Origin of the sequence: Flavobacterium hydrophilum (assembly GCF_003202405.1) — a bacterium.
Classification (GTDB): domain Bacteria; phylum Bacteroidota; class Bacteroidia; order Flavobacteriales; family Flavobacteriaceae; genus Flavobacterium; species Flavobacterium hydrophilum.
This window is the reverse complement of record NZ_QJHL01000006.1, coordinates 164517-188999: the sequence shown is the minus strand read 5'-3', so window position 1 is coordinate 188999 and position 24483 is coordinate 164517. Positions and strand designations below refer to the sequence as shown.

Annotated in this window: 17 protein-coding genes; 6 read left to right on the top strand and 11 right to left on the bottom strand. The window is 33.8% G+C overall.

Translation table 11 applies throughout. The features are described from left to right. Positions 1–8 precede the first annotated feature (8 nt). Both DMB68_RS20775 and DMB68_RS20770 read right to left on the bottom strand, forming a co-directional pair. Positions 9–2654, bottom strand: coding sequence for a gliding motility-associated C-terminal domain-containing protein (locus DMB68_RS20775; protein ID WP_110348555.1), 2646 nt, complete (start codon positions 2652–2654; stop codon positions 9–11). 131 nt (positions 2655–2785) lie between these two features. Next, positions 2786–4108 carry a PDZ domain-containing protein gene (locus tag DMB68_RS20770; protein WP_110348554.1) on the bottom strand — a complete coding sequence of 441 codons (1323 nt, stop codon included), beginning with the start codon at positions 4106–4108 and terminating at the stop codon, positions 2786–2788. 123 nt (positions 4109–4231) lie between these two features. Here DMB68_RS20770 and DMB68_RS20765 point away from each other — a divergent pair, with 123 nt between their 5' ends. The 5 genes from DMB68_RS20765 to lgt all read left to right on the top strand — a co-directional run bounded on the left by DMB68_RS20765 (position 4232) and on the right by lgt (position 9179). Beyond that, on the top strand, positions 4232–5428 hold the full coding sequence (locus tag DMB68_RS20765; protein WP_110348553.1) for a pyridoxal phosphate-dependent aminotransferase: 1197 nt from the start codon (positions 4232–4234) through the stop codon (positions 5426–5428). Between the two features lie 203 nt (positions 5429–5631). Then, positions 5632–6303 carry a GTP cyclohydrolase I FolE gene (gene folE, locus DMB68_RS20760; RefSeq protein ID WP_110348552.1) on the top strand — a complete coding sequence of 224 codons (672 nt, stop codon included), beginning with the start codon at positions 5632–5634 and terminating at the stop codon, positions 6301–6303. Positions 6304–6435: 132 nt separating this feature from the next. Continuing rightward, positions 6436–7914: a cysteine--tRNA ligase gene (gene cysS / locus DMB68_RS20755; RefSeq protein ID WP_110348551.1), complete on the top strand. Its 1479-nt coding sequence runs from the start codon at positions 6436–6438 to the stop codon at positions 7912–7914. A 22-nt stretch (positions 7915–7936) separates the two neighbouring features. Further along, a complete protein-coding gene (gene yidD, locus DMB68_RS20750) occupies positions 7937–8176 on the top strand; it encodes a membrane protein insertion efficiency factor YidD (RefSeq protein ID WP_035136655.1) in 240 nt (79 codons plus the stop codon). Positions 8177–8246: 70 nt separating this feature from the next. Further along, positions 8247–9179 carry a prolipoprotein diacylglyceryl transferase gene (gene lgt, locus DMB68_RS20745; protein ID WP_110348550.1) on the top strand — a complete coding sequence of 311 codons (933 nt, stop codon included), beginning with the start codon at positions 8247–8249 and terminating at the stop codon, positions 9177–9179. A 385-nt stretch (positions 9180–9564) separates the two neighbouring features. On the opposite strand, the gene DMB68_RS23430 is transcribed toward lgt, so the two are convergent. The 7 genes from DMB68_RS23430 to DMB68_RS20705 form a co-directional block, all read right to left on the bottom strand. Beyond that, positions 9565–9843 carry a hypothetical protein gene (locus DMB68_RS23430; protein ID WP_110348549.1) on the bottom strand — a complete coding sequence of 93 codons (279 nt, stop codon included), beginning with the start codon at positions 9841–9843 and terminating at the stop codon, positions 9565–9567. A 120-nt stretch (positions 9844–9963) separates the two neighbouring features. Beyond that, positions 9964–12936 (bottom strand): protein translocase subunit SecDF, encoded by a 2973-nt coding sequence (gene secDF / locus DMB68_RS20735; protein WP_110348548.1) that lies wholly within the window; start codon positions 12934–12936, stop codon positions 9964–9966. Positions 12937–13163: 227 nt separating this feature from the next. Further along, a complete protein-coding gene (mdh, locus tag DMB68_RS20730; protein WP_110348547.1) occupies positions 13164–14099 on the bottom strand; it encodes a malate dehydrogenase in 936 nt (311 codons plus the stop codon). A 105-nt stretch (positions 14100–14204) separates the two neighbouring features. Next, positions 14205–16145 carry a DNA topoisomerase (ATP-hydrolyzing) subunit B gene (gene gyrB / locus DMB68_RS20725; protein WP_110348546.1) on the bottom strand — a complete coding sequence of 647 codons (1941 nt, stop codon included), beginning with the start codon at positions 16143–16145 and terminating at the stop codon, positions 14205–14207. A gap of 262 nt (positions 16146–16407) precedes the next feature. After that, a complete protein-coding gene (gene asnB, locus DMB68_RS20720; RefSeq protein ID WP_110348545.1) occupies positions 16408–18024 on the bottom strand; it encodes an asparagine synthase B in 1617 nt (538 codons plus the stop codon). Between the two features lie 203 nt (positions 18025–18227). After that, positions 18228–19904, bottom strand: coding sequence for an asparagine synthase B (asnB, locus tag DMB68_RS20715; protein WP_110348544.1), 1677 nt, complete (start codon positions 19902–19904; stop codon positions 18228–18230). 534 nt (positions 19905–20438) lie between these two features. After that, the gene (locus DMB68_RS20705; RefSeq protein ID WP_110348542.1) at positions 20439–20888 is read right to left on the bottom strand and encodes a hypothetical protein; all 450 of its coding nucleotides are present in this window, start codon (positions 20886–20888) and stop codon (positions 20439–20441) included. Positions 20889–21066: 178 nt separating this feature from the next. Here DMB68_RS20705 and DMB68_RS20700 point away from each other — a divergent pair, with 178 nt between their 5' ends. Continuing rightward, positions 21067–21612, top strand: a complete 546-nt coding sequence (locus DMB68_RS20700; RefSeq protein ID WP_110348541.1) for a DUF2911 domain-containing protein — start codon at positions 21067–21069, stop codon at positions 21610–21612. 63 nt (positions 21613–21675) lie between these two features. On the opposite strand, the gene DMB68_RS20695 is transcribed toward DMB68_RS20700, so the two are convergent. Together DMB68_RS20695 and DMB68_RS20690 are read right to left on the bottom strand one after the other, a co-directional pair. Then, on the bottom strand, positions 21676–23430 hold the full coding sequence (locus DMB68_RS20695; RefSeq protein ID WP_110348540.1) for a TonB-dependent receptor: 1755 nt from the start codon (positions 23428–23430) through the stop codon (positions 21676–21678). Positions 23431–23574: 144 nt separating this feature from the next. Then, complete coding sequence (locus DMB68_RS20690) at positions 23575–24438, bottom strand: PhzF family phenazine biosynthesis protein (RefSeq protein ID WP_110348539.1); 864 nt, start codon at positions 24436–24438, stop codon at positions 23575–23577. Positions 24439–24483 lie beyond the last annotated feature (45 nt).

Sequence of the window (24483 nt, the reverse complement as noted above, 5' to 3'; positions counted from 1 at the left end):
AATGAAGATTATCTATTTAAATAAAGACGGCCCTGTTGAGGCGGTTTATTCTCTTTATTAAAATGGATAACATAAAAATAGACTCCGTTTGGTGCTATTCCATCACCCATACCTCCACCTTCAGAATTTCTTCCATCCCAATCCGGCTTATTTTTATTTCCTTTGAATAAGACATTTCCGTATCGGTTATAAATTTCAATTTTGTAATCCGGATATAAAAAATCAATTTTAAGAATTTTAAAAGTATCATTTACATTATCACCGTTTGGCGAAAAACCATCCGGAATAAAAAATGTTTCATATTCAGTATCACCACAATGACTCAGAGAAACTTTCACTTCTAAATGATCTTCAGAATGACAATCTGTTACTGACGAAAAATCGAAGCCATAATAAATTGTATTATCTGTCAGAGGTGTTGTAGAAGACAGCAGATTACCATTATTTATGGCATCATACCAGACTATCGTAGACGAAGCATTTGTATTATTAGACAAATCTGAAATCGTAGGATTTTGTAAACCACAAAAATTTTGACCGTCTGTATCTAAAACCGGCGCAGGCAAATTGCTTACTGTTACCGTAATCATCGTAGCTGGTGAAGTACATCCGGCTGCAGAAGTTTCGGTTACCCAATAATCCTCTGATTTTAAAACATAATTAGAAGCCAAAGGCGTAGTAAGTGTTACCGAATTATACCATTTATACCGAGATCCATTAGGAACCAAACTTGCAATAGTTGCTCCATCGGCTTTACAAAAAGGCTGATCAACAGAAGCAGGTGCTATCGGAATAGGATTTATTGCAAAAGCGTCTGAAACTGTTGTTAAATTCACATCACAAGTTGTATCATTATTCACCAGATTTATTATCGAAATCGCGGTTGAGCCTGTATTTGGTAATAAAATAGCCGGAATTACAAAATCTGCTTTTCCATTAGTCACCACTAAAGTAACCGTTTGTGAGGTGGCAATATTACTGCCAGATAATACATATGAAACTGTAACATTCGTAAGTAACCCTAAACCCGTTACTGAAGCTGTAAAAGGTTTATTAAAACAATTATCCAAAACTTCAACTTTTAGATTCGGTACTTCCGGAAGTTTATTTATGATTAAATTTCCAGTCAAATTAGCCGTATTTGTACAATAAGGAGTTGCTGCATTGGTAATATTAGTAATCGTAATAACTGAATTGCCACTATTGGAATTTAAGTTGGAAGGAATCGTAAAACTTGAATTTCCCCCTATTACATTAATGGCAGCGACTTGTGCTGTTGCTGTGTTTGATCCGGCAACATTATACAAAATAGTATACGCTCCATCTTCTAATCCGGAAGCATTTGAAATTACTGCCTGAGTACTTTTATTCTGGCAAGTTACTGCCGGTGTTAAAAAAGCCCCGGTTAAAACTGGCGTTTTGTAAACATGCAAAACATCAGATATATCATTTATAATGTTTACACAGCCGCCTTCACTGCCAAATTCATTTATTTTTGTAATGGCTACGGTAAAATTGCCCGGTTGTCGAAAATAATTTCTGCTTAATGGAAAAGTTAAAGCTCCATTATTAAATGTTGCCAATACTGTATTTGAACCTCCATTTGGCCCTGAAACTGTATAATCTATATAATATTGACCATTTGGAATCTTCTGAATTCCCTGGTTTAATATGACCGAATAAGTTGCAGTTTGAATGTCAGACTCGCAAATATCTTTTCTCACTTCTAATTTTGCTCCGGTAAAATCGTATTTCTTTTCAATTTTAATCCTTACAACAGCAGTTTCTATTTTACACACCGGACTTGTTGGTAAAACTGTATAAGTAAAGTTATATTCCCCTATACCATAATTATTAAATATTTGCTGAACATTTATATTATGATCTTTTATAAAAGTGATCTGCCCTGTACCGTTATTATCGGTCCATGTTCCTCCTGGATCTTCTCCAGCAATTCGATCATTGAGATCAAGATTAGAATATATTGAAAAATCACTGTCTTCACATAATATTAATGGCGTAGCGGTTCCTGGTTCCGGAGATCTGAAAACAGTTACAAACCCTGTTGAAGAAACAGCCGGACAGCTTCCAATAGCAGCAATAGAATATGTAAATTTATAAGTTCCAGGCTCGAAGGTTGTTGCATTAATAACACTTGGGGAAGCACTATGGTTTGTATCATTGTACCAGCTTCCTCCAGATTGAGGGCTTAAATAACTATTCGCATTGAATATTTGAAAAAGATTAAATGCAGTATCATCACTACACGCTGAAGCTTTTTCTGCGAAACCTGCATATCCACCAATAATAACTTCGATAGTTGCAGAATTATCTGCACAGCCATTCGTGCCTGCGACCGTATAAGTATAGTGATATATTCCCCTGAAAGGAATTATCTGAGCATTTAAAATGCCCGTAATTTCATTTAAACCTCCTGAATTATCATCATCTGACCATGTACCGCCGGGAACTGCAGTAACCCCTAATAAAGGAAACAAATCTATTGCCTGACTACTAACATTGGGTATGTCACAAACTTCAAAAGGAGTCAATGAGTCCAAACCCGCACATTGTGCAAAACTTTTAGTAGGAAGTAAAAGAAAAATAAGAAGATAAGAGCTAAAAGCAATTAGAGAAAAGTATTTTTTAATCATATACTAATTAAATTTGTGTTAAAAATACTTAATTTATTCAATAAAACTATTAGAACTATCCTTATTTAGCTTTTTCAGCCTAAAAAACAACAACATAACTACTTAATTATCAAATGGAAATAAAAAATCAATTACAATTCATCTTCTAGCTGAAAACGAAATTTCAACAATATACTGTTACGTTCAACTTCCAAATTAATCCAGATATCTTCTTCCGATTTTAAAAGATTATTAATTTGTTGTAAAGTATATTTATAAGGCTTAGTATTATTAATACTAATAATCACATCTCCTTTTTGCAGACCACTTTTTTCTGCTGCTGATTTTTTACGGACATTTACGATTTCATAAATGGGTTTTAATTGGAATTTATATCTAAAATCGTTGTTGTTTTTACCATTAAAATTTTCATCAGTTGCGTTACTTACACGAACTGTCTCTAAATGTACGGTTTCCTGTACCCACTGCAAACCATTATGCTGAACTGTAATTCCGCTTTTATTATAACTGAAAGGCTCATTGAATTTATTATTTTTTTTCAAATACATTTTTTTATCAGCATAATCCATTACAATTGTAAATCTTTTTAAAACTTCGCCTCCAACAGATCCAATTCTGTTGGCAACCATTTTTACATTTTTTATGGAGCTTGAATCAGGAAAGGAAACGATTGGGTTTTTAAATTTAAAATCAGCAATTGAAAAATTGGAAATTTTAGCTCTGTGCCCTTCAATATCCCCGCTAAATCCTTTTCCTAAAAAATCAGGAAAATTCTTTTTCGGCAATTTTATGTTATTGTTTTCAAAAACCCAAAATGAATCACTGTTACCAATATCGACAAGTAGTTTGGCCGGAATATTTTCTTCATCAACATTTGCTGTTGCTATTAAATAAGGTTTTGATCTTTCAATGGTAATAGGTATCGTTTTAAATTTTTTATCTAAATTACTCCTAACCAGCTCATTATTCTGGTATACAAAAATTCTTTTCTTTTGATAATTAATTTCTACAATATTGTTTTTAAAAAATTTGTACCCAATTATTCCGTTAACCGGAATTCCAATATGTGAAGACAAATTGAATCCCTGGTCCAAAATGATATAAACCAAGTGATTTGTAGATTTTAAGCCATGCGTTTCCAGAATATTATTAGTTGATTTTAAACCTTCTATTTCCTCTTCACTTCCTAGCCCCCTAAGTTTAATTTTTTGAACGTTTTTAAAACTCACCTCTTTCTTGTCCTCCATGCTGAATAAAATTGTTTCATCAACACCAGAATCTAATAAGAAATTCAGCTCAATACCGTTCACTTTTATTGGAATAAAAACTAAGTTATTGATTAGCTTAAAAGGTATTACAACTTTAGTTTTATTCTTTTCAATTAAAAAATCATCCTGAGCATTTACAGCAAATGATGCCAAAAGCCCAAAAAACAATAGCATATATTTTCTCATTGACAATTTTTTATTATAAAATTACTAAAAATATTGATTATTGTTACATTTTTATAACTACCTGTATTGTTGCCGTTAAATTGGAAAAAAAAATGCAAATTTGCACTTCAATAATTTATACTCATGCCAACAATTTCACACAAGGGAAGAAACATGCCCGAATCTCCGATACGCAAGCTGGCTCCTTTTGCAGATTTAGCAAAGAAAAAAGGACACAAGGTGTATCACTTAAACATTGGTCAACCGGATATCAAGACACCGGAAGTGGCCATCGAGGCGGTAAAAAATATTGATTTGAGTATTATAGAATACAGTCCGTCTGCCGGATATGAAAGCTATAGAAAAAAATTAGCTCATTTTTACCAGCGCCAAAATGTAAACGTTAACTCAGAAGACATCATTGTAACCACTGGTGGCTCTGAAGCCTTACTTTTTGCACTGGCCACAATTACAGATCCCGGAGATGAAATCATTATACCGGAACCTTTTTATGCTAATTACCATGCATTTGCATCATCAACAAGTGCAACTGTAGTGCCTCTTGTTTCTACAATTGAAACTGCATTTGCTTTACCTAATATTGACGAAGTTGAAAAATTAATTACACCTAAAACAAAAGCCATTCTGATTTGCAATCCCGGAAATCCAACTGGCTATTTATATTCTGAAACAGAAATTAAACAACTGGCAGGCTTAATAAAAAAGCATGATTTGTATTTAATTGCTGATGAAGTATATCGTGAGTTTTTATACGATGGTGATGATGAACATTTTTCTGTAATGAATTTAGATGATGTACAGCAAAATGTAATCATGGTCGATTCAGTTTCAAAGCGTTATAGTATGTGTGGTGCCAGAATCGGCTGTCTGGTAACTAAAAATAAACAGGTTTTGGCAACTGTAATGAAATTTGCCCAGGCACGTTTAAGTCCGCCAACAATTGAACAAATTGCTTGTGAAGCAGCTATAGATACACCTCAAAGTTATTTTGACGAAGTAATTTCAGAATATAAAAGTCGTCGCGATACTTTGATAACTGAATTAAATAAAATTGACGGTGTTATCGTAACCAAACCTAAAGGTGCTTTTTACTGCATTGCACAATTGCCTATAGAAAATTCTGAAGATTTCGCCCAATGGCTTTTGGAAAGTTACGATCTGAACGGACAAACCGTTATGGTCGCACCTGCTGCCGGCTTTTATTCGACGCCAGGAATGGGATTGAATCAGGTTCGAATTGCTTATGTCTTAAACAAACAGGATTTAATTACAGCAGTAAACATATTAAAAGAAGCTCTTTTGGTTTACAATAAAAAATAACCAAGTACAAAATATAATTATCAAAAGACAATAACTGCCTAAGTTATTGTCTTTTGTCTTTTTAACAAACATACATTTGATTTTTATTTAAACTATATCCAAAAAGGAGCAATTAAATAGTAAAAACGATAGAAAAGGTTTCCTTTTTATTAATTATCTTTACCGCCTTAAAAAGATATACCACATTATAATAGTATTTTTTAATGATAAATAACGAAGATTTTTTAGACGAAATAGGTGACAATCATTTTAGCAGCAATGCCAAAAACCCTTTAAGAGAAGATGCATTTGCCTTAAGTGATGATGAAAAAATAGAAAAAATAAAAAAAGATGTTGAAAACATTCTCCAGACTTTAGGAATGGATTTAACAGATGACAGCATTAAAGGTACTCCAAATCGAGTAGCAAAAATGTTTGTAAAAGAGATTTTTGGCGGACTTAACCCTGCAAAACAACCAAAAGCATCTACTTTCGACAATAATTATAAATATGGCGAAATGTTAGTAGAAAAAAACATTACAGTTTATTCTACTTGTGAACATCACTTATTACCAATCATCGGACGCGCTCATGTAGCTTACATTTCCAGCGGAAGGGTTATTGGTTTATCAAAAATGAACCGTATTGTTGAATATTACGCAAAAAGACCTCAGGTTCAGGAGCGTTTAACTATGCAGATTGTACAAGAACTTCAAAAAGCTTTAGGTACAGAAGATGTTGCCTGCGTTATAGATGCCAAACACCTTTGCGTGAATTCAAGAGGAATTAAAGATATCGAAAGCAGTACTGTAACGTCTGAATTTGGTGGAAAATTTAAAGATCCTCAGACTAAAAGAGAATTTTTAGATTATATTAAATTAGACACTCAGTTCTAATTTTTTTTACGATATTTCTATTATATTTATGGTCTAGCCCTGATAGTAGCGGCATTCTTTTATGGTGGGGTTCACCATAAAAGATATAGCGAATAGCAGGATTAGCGCCTAAAAAAACATCAATAAACTAATATGCCTTTATATACAACGCAGTCCCTAAAAATATACAACTCACTTTCGGGTGAAAAAGAAAATTTCAAACCAATCCATGAAGGAAATGTTGGAATGTATGTTTGCGGACCTACTGTTTACAGCAATGTACACTTAGGAAATGTGAGGACTTTTATGTCGTTTGACATAATTTTCAGGTATTTTTTACATCTGGATTATAAAGTACGTTATGTCCGAAATATTACCGATGTTGGACATATTGTCGATGATGTTGACGAAGGTGAAGATAAAATTGCAAAAAAAGCACGTTTAGAACAATTAGAACCAATGGAGGTTGTTCAGCGTTATACCGTTGATTTTCACGATATCCTAAAAGCTTTCAACTTTTTACCGCCAAGTATTGAACCAACTGCGACCGGCCACATTATTGAACAAATCGAAATCATCAAAAAAATTATTGATACCGGAATTGGTTATGTTGCCAACGGTTCTGTTTATTTTGATGTTGTTAAATATAATAAAACCAACCATTACGGTGTTTTAAGCGGCCGAAATATCGAAGATATGCTGGCCAATACGCGTGATCTGGATGGACAATCAGATAAAAGAAATCCGCAGGATTTTGCACTTTGGAAAAAAGCAGAGCCTGAACATATCATGAGATGGCCTTCTCCATGGAGCGATGGTTTTCCTGGCTGGCATCTGGAATGTACTGCCATGAGCACCAAATATCTTGGAAATCACTTTGATATTCATGGTGGCGGAATGGATTTAAAATTTCCACACCACGAATGTGAAATCGCCCAAAACGAGGCTTGTACGGGTCAATCTCCGGTAAATTACTGGATGCATGCCAATATGCTTACCCTTAACGGAAAAAAAATGGCAAAATCAACCGGAAATAATATTTTGCCGGGAGAAATTTTAAGCGGAGACAATACCGTTTTAAGCAAAGCCTTTTCTGCTTCGGTAACTAGATTTTTTATGTTACAGGCGCATTACAGAAGTATCCTAGATTTTTCTGATGACGCGATAACAGCTGCCGAAAAAGGATATAAAAGATTAATGGAAGCACTTGATACTTTGCCAGCAATTTCAGCAGGCAATTTAAGTTCTATTGATTTTAATAAATGGAAACAATTGTGCTACGACGCCATGAATGATGATTTCAACACTCCTATTTTAATTGCCCAATTATTTGAAGGAGTTCGTTATATTAATTTACTAAAAGAAGGTAAAGAAACCATTTCTGCCGAAGATTTAAAATCATTTTCAACTGCAATTAATGCTTTCGTTTTTGATGTTTTAGGTTTAAGTGACGAGAAGGCGGCCGATAGCAATAACGACAAACTGGAAGGCGTTGTAAACATGCTTATCGGAATGAGAAATCAGGCCAGAGCTGATAAAAATTTTGCACTTTCTGATCAAATTCGGGATCAGCTGATTGCTTTAGGCATTCAGTTGAAAGATGGAAAAGAAGGTACCAGTTTTTCGATATAATCCAATTCATTTCTAATAAATCATGAAAGTCATCACTCCATTTGTTTTATTAGTACGCTTTTATCAAAACGCTATTTCGCCATTTACACCAGCGTCATGCCGATTCGAACCAACATGTTCAAGCTATATGATTGAAGCTTTGCAAAAACATGGATTATTTTATGGAGGATATCTGGGAATAAAACGTATTTTGAGCTGTCACCCATGGGGAAGAACGGGTTATGATCCTGTACCGGAAAAGAAATGTTCGCACAAACATTAACTTTTCATAAAGACTTACTCTGTTATAAATATTTATTTTTACAATCATATCTAAAAAAACATAATACTACATGACACACGCTTTAAACATCGTTTGGAATCCTTCAGAAGGGATCGATTTAGGATTTTTTATGATTCGCTACTACAGCTTAATGTTCGTAATTGCCTTTGGTTTAGGATGGTTTCTAATGAAAAAGATTTTCGAGCGCGAAAATGAATCTATCGACAAATTAGATTCTCTATTTGTATGGACTGTTTTAGCAACTTTAATTGGTGCACGTTTAGGTCATGTTTTATTTTACGACTGGGAATATTTTAGAAATCATTTACTTGAAATCTTCCTTCCATTTAGATTCGAACCAAAATTCGAATTCACAGGATTTCAGGGATTAGCAAGTCATGGTGCTGCCATTGCAATCATCGTTGCAATGTATTATTATAGTAAAATGATTTTAAAACGTCCATTATTATGGATTTTAGACCGCGTAGTTATTCCGGTAGCCAGTGGTGCAATCTTTGTACGTATAGGAAATTTTATGAACTCAGAAATCATCGGAAACGAAACTACCTCTGCATTTGGCATTCGTTTTTTGCATGACCAGTTTAGCAAAAATGAAGCTGTAAATGCTACCCAAATAGCAAACCCGGCAGATGCCTATACTGCAATTGCAACAGATCCAAAATTTGCTGATTTATTAGCACAAGTTCCTGCAAAACATCCAACACAACTGTATGAAGCATTCTGTTACATTTTTGTATTTGCTATTTTATTCTTTTTGTATTGGAAAACAAATGCAAGGCTTAAATCCGGTTATTTATTTGGCTTGTTTTTAGTTCTTTTATTTGTTGTACGTTTCATTGTAGAATTTGTAAAAGAAAGTCAGGGTGGTTTTGAAAACGCGTTAGGCTATTTCTCTACTGGACAATGGTTAAGCATACCGTTTATTATCATTGGGCTTTTCTTTATTATTAGAGCGCAAAGAAATCCTTTAGCTGAATCTTAAAAGATACTATTAGAATACAAAGCGCCCTGTTCTTTATTGAATTGGGCGCTTTTTTTATTTAAAAATAATAACAATCTAATTTAAGGAGCAGAAATTAATTGTTCCAAAACACCTTTCGTCCCCGCTATCCACTATATCTTTTCCCTGCTAAAGAAGCAGGAAAAGGATGCCGCTTTCATCGCGGCTGGGATTAGAAATTTTATCTTTCAAAAAACTATTTAATCCTGATTTCAGATCTATAGACGCATACAAAGAATTTATTTCTATTAAAACATTTAAGCAAAACATCCCCCAACATCTTTCAAAAACTCCAACGCAAATTTTCTCGTCTTTTTGCTGCTCAAAATCTCGTATGTATGTATTAAAAATTCTTGCCGCAAAATCTTTATCCTTTCTTCAGTGTTTGCTTAAAAAAAAGATCAAATTGAAGTTTTAATTCATATTCAACAGCGGGTTCTTTTCTTAATATTTTTAAAGGTCTGCTCATAAAAAAAGGTTCAAAATCTTTCGAGACACAAATTATACCAATGTATATTTTCTCTATTACAGAATTATACTTTTTTCCATGCAAACATTTATTTAAAGTATCTTCTAAATCATTAACTATTAAACTATCCTCAAAAGTAAATTCTCTTGAAAACTGTGATCCAATGCTAAACTTCATAATTTTACTAATTTCTTCCTAACCAGTAGTCCCTTCACGAAATCTTTCTTTCAATTCAAATATAAACAAAAAAAGATCCAGCTTTTACTGGATCTTTTCTCTATATAAAACAAAGGTTAATTAAACCTTATTATGTTTGTCTTCGATTGTATGTTTCTCATCTTTAGAAATCGTATCAACCAATACTGGTGTAGCAATAAATAATGAAGAATAAGTACCTACCACGATACCAATTAACATTGCAAAGATAAATCCTCTGATTGACTCACCACCAAAAATAAACATCGTTAATAATACGATAATCATCATTAATGAAGTATTCAATGTTCTGGATAAAGTAGTATTAATAGAAGCATTTACAATATCTTCAAAACTTCCCTTACGGTTTCCAATTATAAATTCTCTTACCCTGTCAAATACAATTACAGTATCGTTCATAGAATAACCAATTACAGTAAGAATCGCCGCAATGAAATGCTGATCCATTTCCATGTGGAAAGGCATGAATTTATAACATAAAGAGTAGATTCCTAAAACAAAGATTACGTCATGCGCAACAGCTGCAATCGCTCCCAATGAATACTGCCATTTACGGAAAGAAACCATTAAGTATAAGAAAATAACTGCCATTGCTCCAAGAACTGCCCAGTATGAATTAGTTTTGATATCTTCAGAGATTGAAGCTCCTACTTTAGAAGCTTGTAAAACTCCAATCGTTTTTCCATCATAAGTATTTGTGAATTTTTCATAAGTAACATTAGGGAAATATTTCTCTAATGCTTTATATAATTTTTGATTCACTTCTTCATCAACAGCTACTCCATCTTCTTTGATTTTGTATTTAGTTGTGATTTTCAACTGATCATCATCTCCTAAAATCTTAGCCTCAACCGGAGTTGCAAACGCAGCAGATAATTCATCCGAAATAACTGTAGCATCTACAGGTTTTTCAAATTTAACCTGAAAAGTTCTTCCTCCTACAAAATCAACACCTTCATCTAAACCGTTAACAAAGAATATAGAAACTAAACTCACAACTGTTACAATAGAAGAGAAAATATAAGTGAATTTTTTCACTTTAATAAAATCGTAGTGGAAATTAGTAAACCAATTTTTAGTAATATTTGTAGAGAAAGTTAAATCACCTTTTCCAGCAATGTTTCTGTCAATAAAAATTCTTGCAATAAAAATTGAAGTAAACAATGAAGTCACAATACCAATAAGCAATGTTAAAGCAAAACCTTTAATTGGACCAGTACCAAAGATAAACAAGATCGCTCCGGTTAATACGTGAGTAACGTTTGCATCAATAATAGAACGCATTGCACCGTGCCATCCGTAAGAAGCTGTAACAGCTTCAGATAAAGACTTACCTTCACGCAATTCTTCTTTTGCCCTTTCAAATATAATAATGTTCGCATCTACTGCAGTACCTAACGTAAGTACAATACCCGCAATACCCGGCAATGTTAATACAAAACCAAAACTAGCCATAATTCCGAATAGGAAAAGTAAGTTTAATAATAAAGCAAGGTTAGCATACCAGCCTGCTTTACCATAATAGAATACCATCCATCCGCAAACTAATAAAAATCCTAATATAGAAGAAATTGTCCCCGCGTCAATTGCAGCCTGACCTAAAGATGGTCCTACAACAGTAGACTGAATAATATCTGCAGAAGCCGGTAATTTACCTGCATTCAATACGTTTGCTAAATCTTTAGTTTCAGCCACATCAAAAGATCCTGTAATTTCAGATCTTCCTCCAGCAATTGGTCCGCTTGTAACTCCTGGTGCAGAATAGACTACATTATCCAAAACAATAGCGATATAACTTTTTTGAGAAAAAGCTCTTCCTGTCAATTCTTCCCAAATTTTAGCACCCTGACTGTTCATTTGCATAGATACAGCTGGTTTCCCTAACTGATCAAAAGTATCTTTTGCATCCGTAACAACACCACCGCTCATTGCAGGAGCATTATCTCTGTTTCCTTTTAAAGCGTATAATTCTACAGCTTCAATATCTTTTCCTTTAGCATCTTTTGTAGTCGTTGGCTTGCTCCATACAAATTTTGCATTGTGCTGGTCTGCAGCCAATAAAATTCTGATTTCAGGTCTTTTGAAATACTCGTTAACAACAGCAGTATCTTTTGGAGCAAAATAACCTAAAACAGGTCCACCGCCCTGACCAAGCATTTTATCAAATAATGGATTGTTTCCCTTTTTAGTATCAACTGAATCTTTAGCATCAGTTAATAATGCATTTAATGAATCTTTAGCAACAGCTTTAGTTTCTGTTTTTTTGATTTCAGTCTTTTTTAAAGCTTCATTAGTAGCTACTAAAAAGTTTCCAATTTCTTCAATTTTAAAAGTTTCCCAAAACTCTAACTGAGCTTTACCTCCTAATAATTTTTTGATTCTGTCTACATCTTTAGCACCTGGAAGCTCTACTAAGATTCTTCCTGTTTCACCTAATTTTTGAACATTTGGCTGAGTAACACCAAATTTATCAATACGCTCTCTTAATACTTTAAAAGCACTTTCAACAGACTCATCAACTTTTCTTTTAATTACTTTTTGAGCTTGTGCATCAGACATTTGAAAATCGATACCACCTTCACCTTGTAAACTTCTGTTTGCGAAGATATCAGGTGAAGCTAATTTTACAGCTCCTTTTGAATTTGCATCAAAAGCTTCGAAAAACTTATTTAAATACGTTTTATTTCCTTCTAAATTTGCACTTGCATCGGCTAATGATTTATTAAAAACCGGATTTTTAGAATTATTGGCCAAACCTTTCAAAACATCTTTAATAGAAATTTGAAGAATCACATTGATTCCTCCTTCTAAGTCCAGACCTTTATTCAATTGCTTGTTTTTTACTTCGTTATAAGTAAAATCTGTAAAACCAAGATCAAAAACCTTTACTTTACCAATAGAATCTAAATATTTTAATTCTTTATCAGGATTATCTCCTGCAAAAGCTTTAGCCTCACTTTTGACATTATTTGCCACATAAGTGAACGAAAGTTGGTAAATACTTACCAATGCAAATAGAATTGCGAAAAATTTAATAAGTCCTTTATTCTGCATTATTACTAAAAATTAATTATGTTTTATTGTTTGTTTTTGCTTTAAATTCCCATAAAATAAGTCCTGACATGAGTTTTTAAAACTAAAAAATCGCGATCACGAATTACAACATTTTTTTTAAACCGAGCAAATATATAATTCTCGAAAAGATTAAACAATTTATTTATTAATTAATCTCAAAAAAAAGACTGCAAAAGTGCAGCCTTTTTCTTTTTTTTCGATATTTTTTATACTAAAATCGATTTCAGGGCATCATTCATGCCTCTAACTGCATCTGCACTTTTTGAAAACAGAGTTTTTTCTGCTTCATTCAAATGAATTTCCAGAATTTGTTCAACTCCATTTTTACCAATTATACATGGAACACCAATACATATATCCTTTTGTCCGTATTCTCCATCTACATAAACAGAACAGGCTATCATTTTTTTCTGGTCATTTAAAATACTATCCACCAAAAATGCAACTGAAGCCCCCGGTGCATACCATGCTGATGTTCCCAATAGACCTGTAAGAGTCGCTCCTCCAACCATTGTATCAGCAGCTACTTTTTGCAACACATCTTCTGAAAGAAATTCAGTTACCGGTATTCCGTTATAAGATACCAGACGGGTTAACGGAATCATAGTTGTGTCACCATGACCGCCAATTACCATTGCTGAAATATCATTTGCCGGTTTATCCAAAGCTAAAGAAAGATAAGTCCTGAACCGGGAGCTGTCTAATGCCCCACCCATACCTATTATTCGGTTTTTAGGTAATCCAGTCGATTTTAAAGCCAGATAAGTCATGGTGTCCATTGGATTAGAAACCATAACAATAATGGTATCAGGCGAATATTTCAGTACATTTTCAGCAACTGTTTTTACAATTCCTGCATTTATACCAATTAATTCTTCACGAGTCATTCCCGGCTTTCTTGGAATTCCCGATGTAATTACCACTACATCACTTCCTGCGGTTTTAGAATAATCGTTTGTAACACCTGACACATGAGTATTAAAACCTGTGTTTGTAGCACATTGCATAATATCCAACGCCTTACCTTCGGCAAAACCTTCTTTAATATCCAACAATACTACTTCGCTGGCTATTCCTCTATAAGAAATAACATCCGCACAAGTGGCTCCAACATTTCCTGCTCCTACAATGGTAACTTTCATATTTTATACTTTATTGGTTATTAATCTGCTTATTTGATAAATCAACAATTCGTTTAATCGTTTAGGTAAATTTAAACAATTAAACGAATTGACGGTTAAATTTTATTAGGCATCGATATTGGCGTAAACAGCATTTTTCTCGATAAACTCTCTACGAGGCGGAACTTCATCTCCCATTAACATGGAGAAAACCTGATCAGCTTCTGCCAGACTATCAATATTTACCTGACGTAAAGTTCTGAAATTTGGATCCATTGTAGTTTCCCATAATTGCTCCGCATTCATCTCCCCAAGACCTTTGTAACGCTGAATAGCTGCACTTCCTCCCATTCTTTCGTTGGCCTGATCACGCTGTACATCATTCCATGCATATTCTTTTTTATTTCCTTTTTTAACTAAATATAAAGGTGGAGCTGCGATGTAAACGTGACCTTCTTCAATCAATTCTTTCATAAAACGGAAGAAGAACGTTAATATTAAGGTAGAAATGTGACTACCATCGACATCCGCATCACACATAATAATTACTTTATGATAACGGAGTTTCGAAAGATTCAATGCTTTACTATCCTCTTCTGTCCCCACAGTCACACCAAGTGCCGTAAAAATATTTCGAATCTCTTCGTTTTCGAACACTTTGTGGTGCATAGCTTTTTCAACATTCAAAATTTTACCTCGTAATGGCAAAATAGCCTGAAATGCACGATCACGACCTTGTTTTGCCGTTCCACCAGCCGAATCTCCCTCGACAAGATAAACCTCACATCTTGCAGGATCCTGTTCAGAACAATCTGATAATTTTCCTGGTAATCCACCGCCACCCATAACAGTTTTGCGCTGTACCATTTCACGTGCTTTTTTCGCAGCGTGACGGGCCTGGGCGGCCAAAATTACTTTCTGGATAATGAGTCGGGCATCATTTGGATTTTCTTCCAAATAATTCTCCAGCATCTCTCCAACAGCCTGAGAAACCGGAGAAACTACTTCTCTGTTTCCTAATTTTGTCTTTGTTTGTCCTTCGAATTGTGGTTCAGCTACTTTTACCGAAATAATTGCTGTTAATCCTTCACGGAAATCATCTCCTGCAATTTCGAATTTCAGTTTATCCAGCATTCCGGAAGCATCCGCATACTTTTTAAGTGTTCTTGTTAAACCACTTCTAAAACCTTGTAAATGCGTTCCTCCTTCGTGCGTATTGATATTATTTACGTAAGAGAAAATATTCTCTGTATAACTTGTATTATAAATCAGGGCAACTTCAACCGGAATTTCGCCTTTTTCATGATCCATAGAGATTACATGCGCAATAATTGGCTCACGATTTCCGTCTAAATAACGAATATACTCTTTAAGCCCTTCTGTAGAATGAAAAACTTCGCTTTTAAATTCTCCTTTTTCGTCAACTTCTCTTTTATCTGTAAAAGTGATTGTAATTCCTTTATTCAGAAAAGAAAGCTCACGCATACGCGCTGACAATGTGTCGTAAGAAAACTCTGTAGTCTGAGTAAAGATAGTATCGTCTGGATAAAAAGTCTGACGTGTACCTCTTTTATCTGTTTCTCCGATTTGTTTTACCGGATATAATGATTTCCCTCTTTCGTATTCCTGCTCGTAGATTTTTCCTTCTCTAAAAACAGTAGATTTCATATGAACAGAAAGTGCATTTACAACTGAAACTCCAACACCGTGAAGACCTCCCGAAACTTTATAAGAATCTTTATCAAATTTACCTCCGGCACCAATTTTGGTCATTACAACCTCAAGTGCAGAAACTCCTTCTTTTTTATGTAAATCAACCGGAATACCACGACCATTGTCTTCAACTGTTACTGAACCATCTTCATTAATTGCAACACCGATAGTATCACAATGTCCTCCCATCGCCTCATCAATAGAGTTATCAACAACTTCATAAACCAAATGGTGCAGTCCTCGAACCCCTACATCTCCAATATACATCGACGGACGCATTCTTACGTGCTCCATTCCTTCTAATGCCTGAATACTATCTGCTGAATAATTGTTCTTCTTGATTTCTTCGCTCATATATTTTATTCTAAAAAAATGTAATAATTGTCTAACACGCAAATATATAAAAACGCAATTTATATACCTCCTAAAAATACTATTTAAAGACCTAAGTTATTAACACTATTGTCTGAAAAATCAAAAGATTATTCCAAAAGTCCGCTTTAAATTCCAATTTTCTTAAATTCCAAATTCCAAAAATAGGAATAGCATAAAAAAAGCTGAAATCAATTTGAAAATGATTTCAGCTTTTTCAATTTATAAAATCTTCAATTGAAATTTAAACAGCTACTCCGGGTTTTGCAATTTCAGTATCTGCCTGCAGGTGCGCAGCATTTGCTCTTCCGCTTGGATCAAGATTATCCTGCCATTTTGGAATCCATTTTCTTACTGTTTGTGCCGCACTGACTTGCGGATAATGTTTATGAAAAATTGACCTGTATAAGTAAGCTTCTTTGGTAGTTGGCGAATTGTATGGAAACTCTACAGAAGCTCCCGCTAATTGCTCATCTGAAACCTGAGAAGTACAATATTCGATTAATTGATTAACCCAGTTATAACCTACACCGTCTGAAAATTGTTCTTTTTGTCTCCATAAAATTTCTGATGGCAAATATGGATCCTCAGGAGTATCAAATGCTTTTCTTAAAATATACTTTTCAACAGCCTCATATGTTTTCGGCTGTTTTTCTTCTGTTTTTATTCGAATTGCAACATCCAGAAAATCTTTATCCAAAAATGGCACCCTGGCTTCTAAACTATGTGCCATTGTCGATTTATCAGCACGCAATATATCCGCTGTAAATAACTTCTGAACCCTTTCAATAGTTTCTTTCTGAAATTCCTCTGAAGACGGCGCATTTCTAAAATACAAATGACCTCCAAAAACCTCATCAGCTCCTTCACCTGAAATAATTACTTTTATACCTTTTTCTTTTACAGCTTTAGCCAGCAAATACATTGGCACACCGGAACGCACTGAAATGATATCGTAAGTTTCAATGTGATAAATTAATTTTTCTAAAATCTCAACTCCTTCTTCAACAGAAAAATAAATTTCATGATGCTCTGTTCCCAAAAATTCCGCTGCTTTTCTAGCTGCAACATTATCCGGAGAATTAGCATCCAAACCAATAGAAAACGATTTTAATTTCTGATCACTTCCGGCTAATAATCGAGAGGCTATTGCCGAAGTCAGTGATGAATCCAGGCCTCCTGAAAGCAATACCCCAACGGGCACATCGCTCATTAAACGTTTACGGGTTGCCTCTATCAAAGACTCTCTGATCAGATCTAAATCAAGTGGCTGATTTGCATTTTCGTACTCCTCATATTCAGGTTCGTAATATTTTACAAAACCTGTTTTTGCGGTATAATAATGTCCCGGAGGAAAAGTCGAAAAAGACTTGCACTGATCGGCAATTGATTTCATTTCAGAAGAGAAATAAATTCTTCCTCTTTCGTCTAAACCATAATACAAGGGCTTAACTCCAATCGGATCTCTTCCGGCTATGTAATCATCGCCATTAACAACTACAAAGGCAAAATCCCCATCGAGTAAATTACAAAAATCATAGCCAAATTCTTCGTACAGATGCACTATTACTTCCGAATCTGTTTTTGTTCTAAATATGTGATGTTTTAAAACACCTTCCCTTAATTCCTGATGGTTATAAATTTCTCCATTGTGAATCATCCAGGCGTTTTTCGAACCCTGAATTGGCTGTTTACCTGAATCTAAATCAATAATACACAAGCGTTGATTGGCTAAAACGCTCCCATTTTCCATAATATGCAAATCACTTTCATCTGAACCACGATGTGAAACTCTTCCTGAAAGTTCTTTTACAAGTTGCGGATCTTTTCCCTTACCAATAACAGCTAATATTCCACCCATACTACATTTTATTATATTTTAATCTCCTTTGTTTTTCTAAAATCTATTTTCATTCGGCGAAAGCCAAATATAAAAAAATTCAATAAACTTTTAATTTGCAACAATTAAACTCACAAAATAAAAATAATCTGAACCCTTTTATAAACCAAGAAAAACGTCCTCAAAGAGAACGTTTTTCTGTAAATATAAGTTCTAAAACTTTATTATGATTTTTGATATGCATCATCATGCACACTCGCAACCGCTCTTCCTGATGGATCGTTCATGTTTTTGAAAGCTTCATCCCATTCCAAAGCAATTTTTGTACTACAAGCCACACTTGCCTCCTGAGGAACACATAATGCTGCTGCATCACTTGGGAAATGTTCAGTGAATATTGAACGATAGTAGTATTCTTCTTTTGAAGTTGGAGTCTGTAATGGGAATTTGAATCTCGCATTTGCCAATTGTTCATCCGAAACTTCTCTCGCTACCACTTCTTTCAAAGTATCGATCCAGCTATATCCTACTCCGTCAGAAAATTGCTCTTTTTGTCTCCATGCAACACTTTCAGGAAGCATGTCTTCAAAAGCTTTACGAACTACCCATTTTTCCATCGGGTGCTCTTTGTTGATCATTTTATCTTGTGGGTTGATACGCATGGCAACATCCATAAATTCTTTATCTAAGAATGGTACACGCCCTTCGATTCCCCAGGCAGCTAAACTTTTGTTCGCACGCAAACAGTCGTACATATGAAGTTTACCTAATTTGCGAACGTTTTCTTCATGAAACTCTCTTGCGTTTGGTGCTTTGTGGAAATATAAATAACCTCCAAACAACTCGTCCGCTCCTTCTCCTGAAAGTACCATTTTGATACCCATAGATTTGATAACTCTAGCCATTAACCACATTGGAGTCGACGCCCTAACTGTTGTTACATCATAAGTTTCAAGGTTGTAAATTACATCACGAACTGCATCTAAACCTTCCTGAATTGTAAATTTAATTTCATGATGAATCGTTCCGATATGATCTGCTACTTTTCTCGCTGCCGCTAAATCAGGTGAACCTTCCAAACCAACTGAGAAAGAGTGTAATTGTGGGTACCACGCATCTGTTGTATCATCAGACTCAATACGTTTTTGAGCAAATTTTTTGGCTACAGCCGAAGTAATAGAAGAATCTAAACCTCCTGAAAGTAAAACTCCGTAAGGAACATCACTCATCAATTGTCTGTGAACCGCAGCTTCCAATGCTTCTTTAATAGCTGGAATACTTGTTTCGTTATCTTTTACTGCGTCATATTCTGTCCAGTCTCTCTTGTACCATTGTACAAATTCACCATCTTTACTTGTCATGTAATGCCCTGGAGGAAATAATTCGATTTTTGTACAATATCCTTCTAAAGCTTTCAATTCTGAAGCAACGTAGAAAGTTCCGTTTTGATCCCAGCCAATGTACAATGGAATAATTCCCATGTGGTCACGAGCGATAAAATACTCATCTTTATCAACATCATAAATTGCAAATCCGAAGATTCCGTTCATTTCATCCACAAAATGAGGTCCTTTTTCTTTGTAAAGTGCCAGAATAACTTCACAGTCACTTTCTGTTTGGAAGTTATATTTTCCTTCAAATTGTTTACGCAATTCTCTGTGGTTGTAGATTTCGCCATTTGCAGCTAAAACCAATTTTTTATCTTCTGTAAATAAAGGCTGTTTTCCTGAAGCAGGATCAACAATTGCCAGACGCTCGTGAGAAAGGATTGCTTTATCATTGCTGTAAATTCCGCTCCAGTCCGGTCCGCGGTGACGAATGATTTTAGACATTTCTAATACCTGAGGTCTTAAGGTTTCGGCTTTTTGTTTTAGGTCAAAGGCACATACAATTCCACACATAATTTTATATTTTTTTTCTTTTAATTTTATTTTGATAAGGCAAAGATGAAATATTAGTTACAATTGAAAAACATAAATAACAATATCAGTTACAAATATCAATCAAAAAAATCAATTTACATACTAAATGTAAAATTTTGACATAAAAAATAGCTTTAAACTTGAAAATTTTAATTTTAAACCAAAATAACGATTAAAACATAAAGGTTAAAGAAATATTCTTGAATTAAATTTAGGAATATCTTAAGCAACTAAAATATTCCTAAAGACAACGATCAAAATTTCATAAAAAATGCTTTTATAACATTTATAGTAATTAGAATCATTTCATGGAAGTGATTTAAAAAAGTAAACAATTCCAATGATTATTAACATTATTATTGTCATCCAATTTTTAAAATTCCCTGCTTTTATCTGAAATTTATACAACTTATTGTTTTCAGTAACATCTTTGTGCCAAAGTTTATGAATTTTGTAAAAAGCAAAAGCTGCTACAAATAAAGAAAAACTACATATTAAAAAAAGATAGTCCATTTAATTGATTTCTTGAATTAAATACTTTGTTCCGTTAATCTCAAAAGTAAACCCAACTTTATTTCCCATTAGATGAGATCCCAAAGGTGACTGTGGTGAAAGCGCAATAACATTGACTCCTTCAATAGCTATTTTAGGAAGCGCTACACTCAGATACAAATAAATTCCATTTGCTTTAACAAGACTTCCAGAAATTATATTTTCAGTTGTTTTTAAGGAATCAATTTTATCTAAAACTGCTTTTTGAGTAATTGCCTCTTTTAACTTATTGGTTAGTTTTTCCTGTTCGATATGCATCATGGACAAAGCTGTTTCATGTTTATCACCTGCTGAACCTTTGGCATCGTTTTTAGAATCTTCGGTCAAAGCCGAAATCATATCTTTAAAAACATCAATTCGGTCCTGAACCATTTGTAAATAATGGGAATGTATTTTTTGTTTGAAAGTCATTGTTATAAAGCACTAAGGTTCTAAGTTACAAAGATGCAAAGCTTTTAGCTAAAACTTTATAAACCTATAGTTTATTTTAATTCTAATATTATATTCATTAACAAAAATTAACAAGATGTTTTAGATTTTTCAGCAAACAATCAATAATTTTAACACTCATTAATTTTTAACTATCATTATGAAAAAATCTACAATTATTACCACAGTTGCATTCGCTGTTACAATGCTTTTATCATCAAATGTCAATGCTCAAAAATTCCCTGACTTAGACAAAAGCCCAATGGATGCAGCAGCATACCCAAACGATTATAAAGATGCTGCTAAAATTGTAAAAATCACTTACAGCAGACCACAATTAAAAGGTCGTGCTTTAAGCGAACTTGTTCCTGAAGGAAAAGTATGGAGAACAGGTGCAAACGAAGCTCCGGAAATCACTTTCTACAAAGACGTGAAATTAGGTGACAAGAAAATTAAAGCAGGTACTTATACCTTATTTACTCTTCCGGAAAAAGACGGTATCACCATTATTATCAGTAAAGATTTAAATGCATGGGGATCTTATTCGTATAAAGAAGCAAATGATGTTGCCAGATTAAAAGTTCCTGTAACTGAAGCGACAGATTCTCTTGAAGCTTTTTCAATTGTTTTTACAAAAGGCGATAAAGGTGTTATTTTAAACTTAGGCTGGGATAAACTAAGAGCTGCTGTTCCTTTTACGGAATAAAAGCTTTTGAGTTCAAAAAAATAGCTTCCAAAATTGGAAGCTATTTTTTATAATTAGTTTTTCTTAAAAATCAAACTTGTAATTCGCACCGCCTAATACCTGGAATCCCTGAACAGGATAATTTAACCACTTTTCGTAAGCCTGATTTCCTATATTGTTTAATTTTAAGAAGAAAGTTAAACGTTCACTAAATTTATAACCTAAATGTGCATTGGCATCGAAATAGCTTTTTAGGGTTACGGGACCATTGACAGTGGCACTTAATAAATCTCTCTGCATATCCTTTCGTTCTCCCACATAAAAAACATTTAAACCAGCATACCATTTTTTGGTAATGTTTACATCAAGGTTAGAACTTAATTTGATAGTTGGTAAATTCCATGCTTCTACAGGCTCATCAGTTTTATAACTATTGAATGTTCCGTTAATTCCAAAAGTAACATTTTCAGAAAAATCAGCTTTTAATTCTGCATAGAAACGAAATGTTCTGATGTCTTCATAAACCACTCCAAAAGAATTTCCGTAAGCATAATTTTCGTTTGAAGCCCCCTCTGTGTAATCATTACTTTTAAACAAAGCTTTGTTCTTTTCATTTAGGTAAGAACCCGTTACATTATAATTTACATTATTAGCCAGTTTCCCTTTCAAACCTGCAAAAACATTATATTGGGTACTTGATGGCGTCATATTTAATATTGGCGATAAAAACGGATTTTCGGTTACAAAATCGGCATATGAATTCTGGGTTAAAGTTCCATTTACTCCCGTGTAGAAAATCATCAAATCTCCAACTAATTTGTACGAAGCATTTACTTTTGGATAGACATAAAACTTGTTTCCACTATTTTCAGAATCTAAAGCATAATATAATCCTGCCCCTAACTCTAAAGTCCAGTCATTTTCATTCACTACAAAACTTGGTTCAATTCCAAAATTTGTCAGACTATATTTTACAGGATCAGTATTTGTGTTAAAATAATTATTTTCGAAACTCCCGCTTACATGGTCAATAATCACATTCGTATTAATTGACTGATCCATTACATCTACTTTAAAAGTCGGTTTCAAATAAAAACGATTTTCTGATGAAGAAAAACTATCCGAAAAGTGCGTAAATTTTGTTGCTATTTTACTAAAAATACTTTCATTAAATTCAAGATTTCCTCCTAAAGAAATTGTATTATAAGTATGTCCCGGACTGATTTTGTTTATTAAATCTATACGATCCTGAGGAATCAAATTGGATCCAAAATCTGAAGGCAGACCATACCAATTGTATATCTGATTCTGATATCCTAATTCAATATTCCATCTCATATCACGATTATTTTGACCATAACCGACATTTAATGCCGTATCATAAAATTCATCATTCAACAGAACATCTTTAATTCCGCCTTGCGATGAATGGTGACGCAACATTGCAGATACAAAATCGTTATTTCCTAAATCCTGATTCACAAACAATTCTGCGTTCAGCGTACTATAATTTCCAACTCCAACAGTCGCATAATTATTAAACAAACGCTCCTGTTTTGATTTTTCGACTCCCTGGGCATTTCCTTTTGAGGGCGTAAAAGTAGAAGCAACGGGAACAGACAAAATACTGTATTTAATCGTTTCTTTGGGCTGATTCCCACTGTCATCCAGCGAAGGAGTTTCTTTTACTTTATCTGCATCTGATATTGTTGGCGAATATGGCTTTACTACGTTTACAGTTTCTGTTCCAATGTTTTCATTTTTCTTTTGCGAAAATGAAAGCTGAAAAACAAACAACAATATTATTATGACGGCTTTATTCTTGAAATTAATTTTCATATTTTATTTTTTTGAGAACAAAGATTAAAGAAGAAAGAAGATAGACTTATTTCTATAGCTTGACTCTTTTTGCAATACCTCTTTGTTTTTTATTCTTAACTTAAAATCTTTATTCTTGACTGTTTATTCTATTTTCTAATTCAACTAAGCTTCCCACTCGCCTTTAGCAACAAACTGGGTTTTTCCTCCTATTTTAATATCAAAATCATTTCCGGATAATTTTCCTTTAAAATGAATTTGCGAAGGCCTGTCAATATAAGCTCCCTGATAATTTATAGCTTCAATTTCTGATGCATGATACTTTAAAATAAAGGCTTGCAAACAGGTGCTTGCACTGCCAGTAGCTGCATCTTCAACCAATTGATTGTGTTCGATACACAACATTCTGCTTATGATTTTTGAATCTTCAATACAATAAAAATATAAGCCTCTATGACTGGTTTTGCAATTTTTTTTCAACCATTCATCCGTTTTATCTTTATCTAAAACTAAATTTTCCAACGCTCTTTTACTATTTAAAGGCACAATTACAAAAGCGCTTCCGGTAGAAACTTCCTGAATTAGATATTGATTTTCAAAATCACTGACTTTTAAATTACTGAACAATGTAAAATCTTCTTTCGAAAAAACATCCCAAAATTTCGGCTGTGCAGCTTTCAGCCAAATCAAATCTTCTTCCTGATGAATTGCAATTGGCCCGATTGGAACATTCAGCTTAATTTCACCAGGTGAATTATCAAATATTTTATTCATTAAAACCCATGAAGTCCCAATTATTGGATGGCCCGCAAACTGCATTTCCTGAGAGGGTGTAAATATTTTAATTTCTGCCTTATTATTTTCTTTATCCAGTTTAGTCACAAAAGTGCTTTCTGCAAAATTAATTTCGCGGGCAATCTTTTGCATTTCTTCTGAACTGAGATTTCCGGCGCCTAAAAAAACAGCCAATTGATTTCCGGCATATTTTTTATCTGTAAAAACATCAACTATAAAAAAAGGTAAACTCATAATTTGTAAAATGTGTTTTGTGAGATGCAAAATGTGATTTATAAA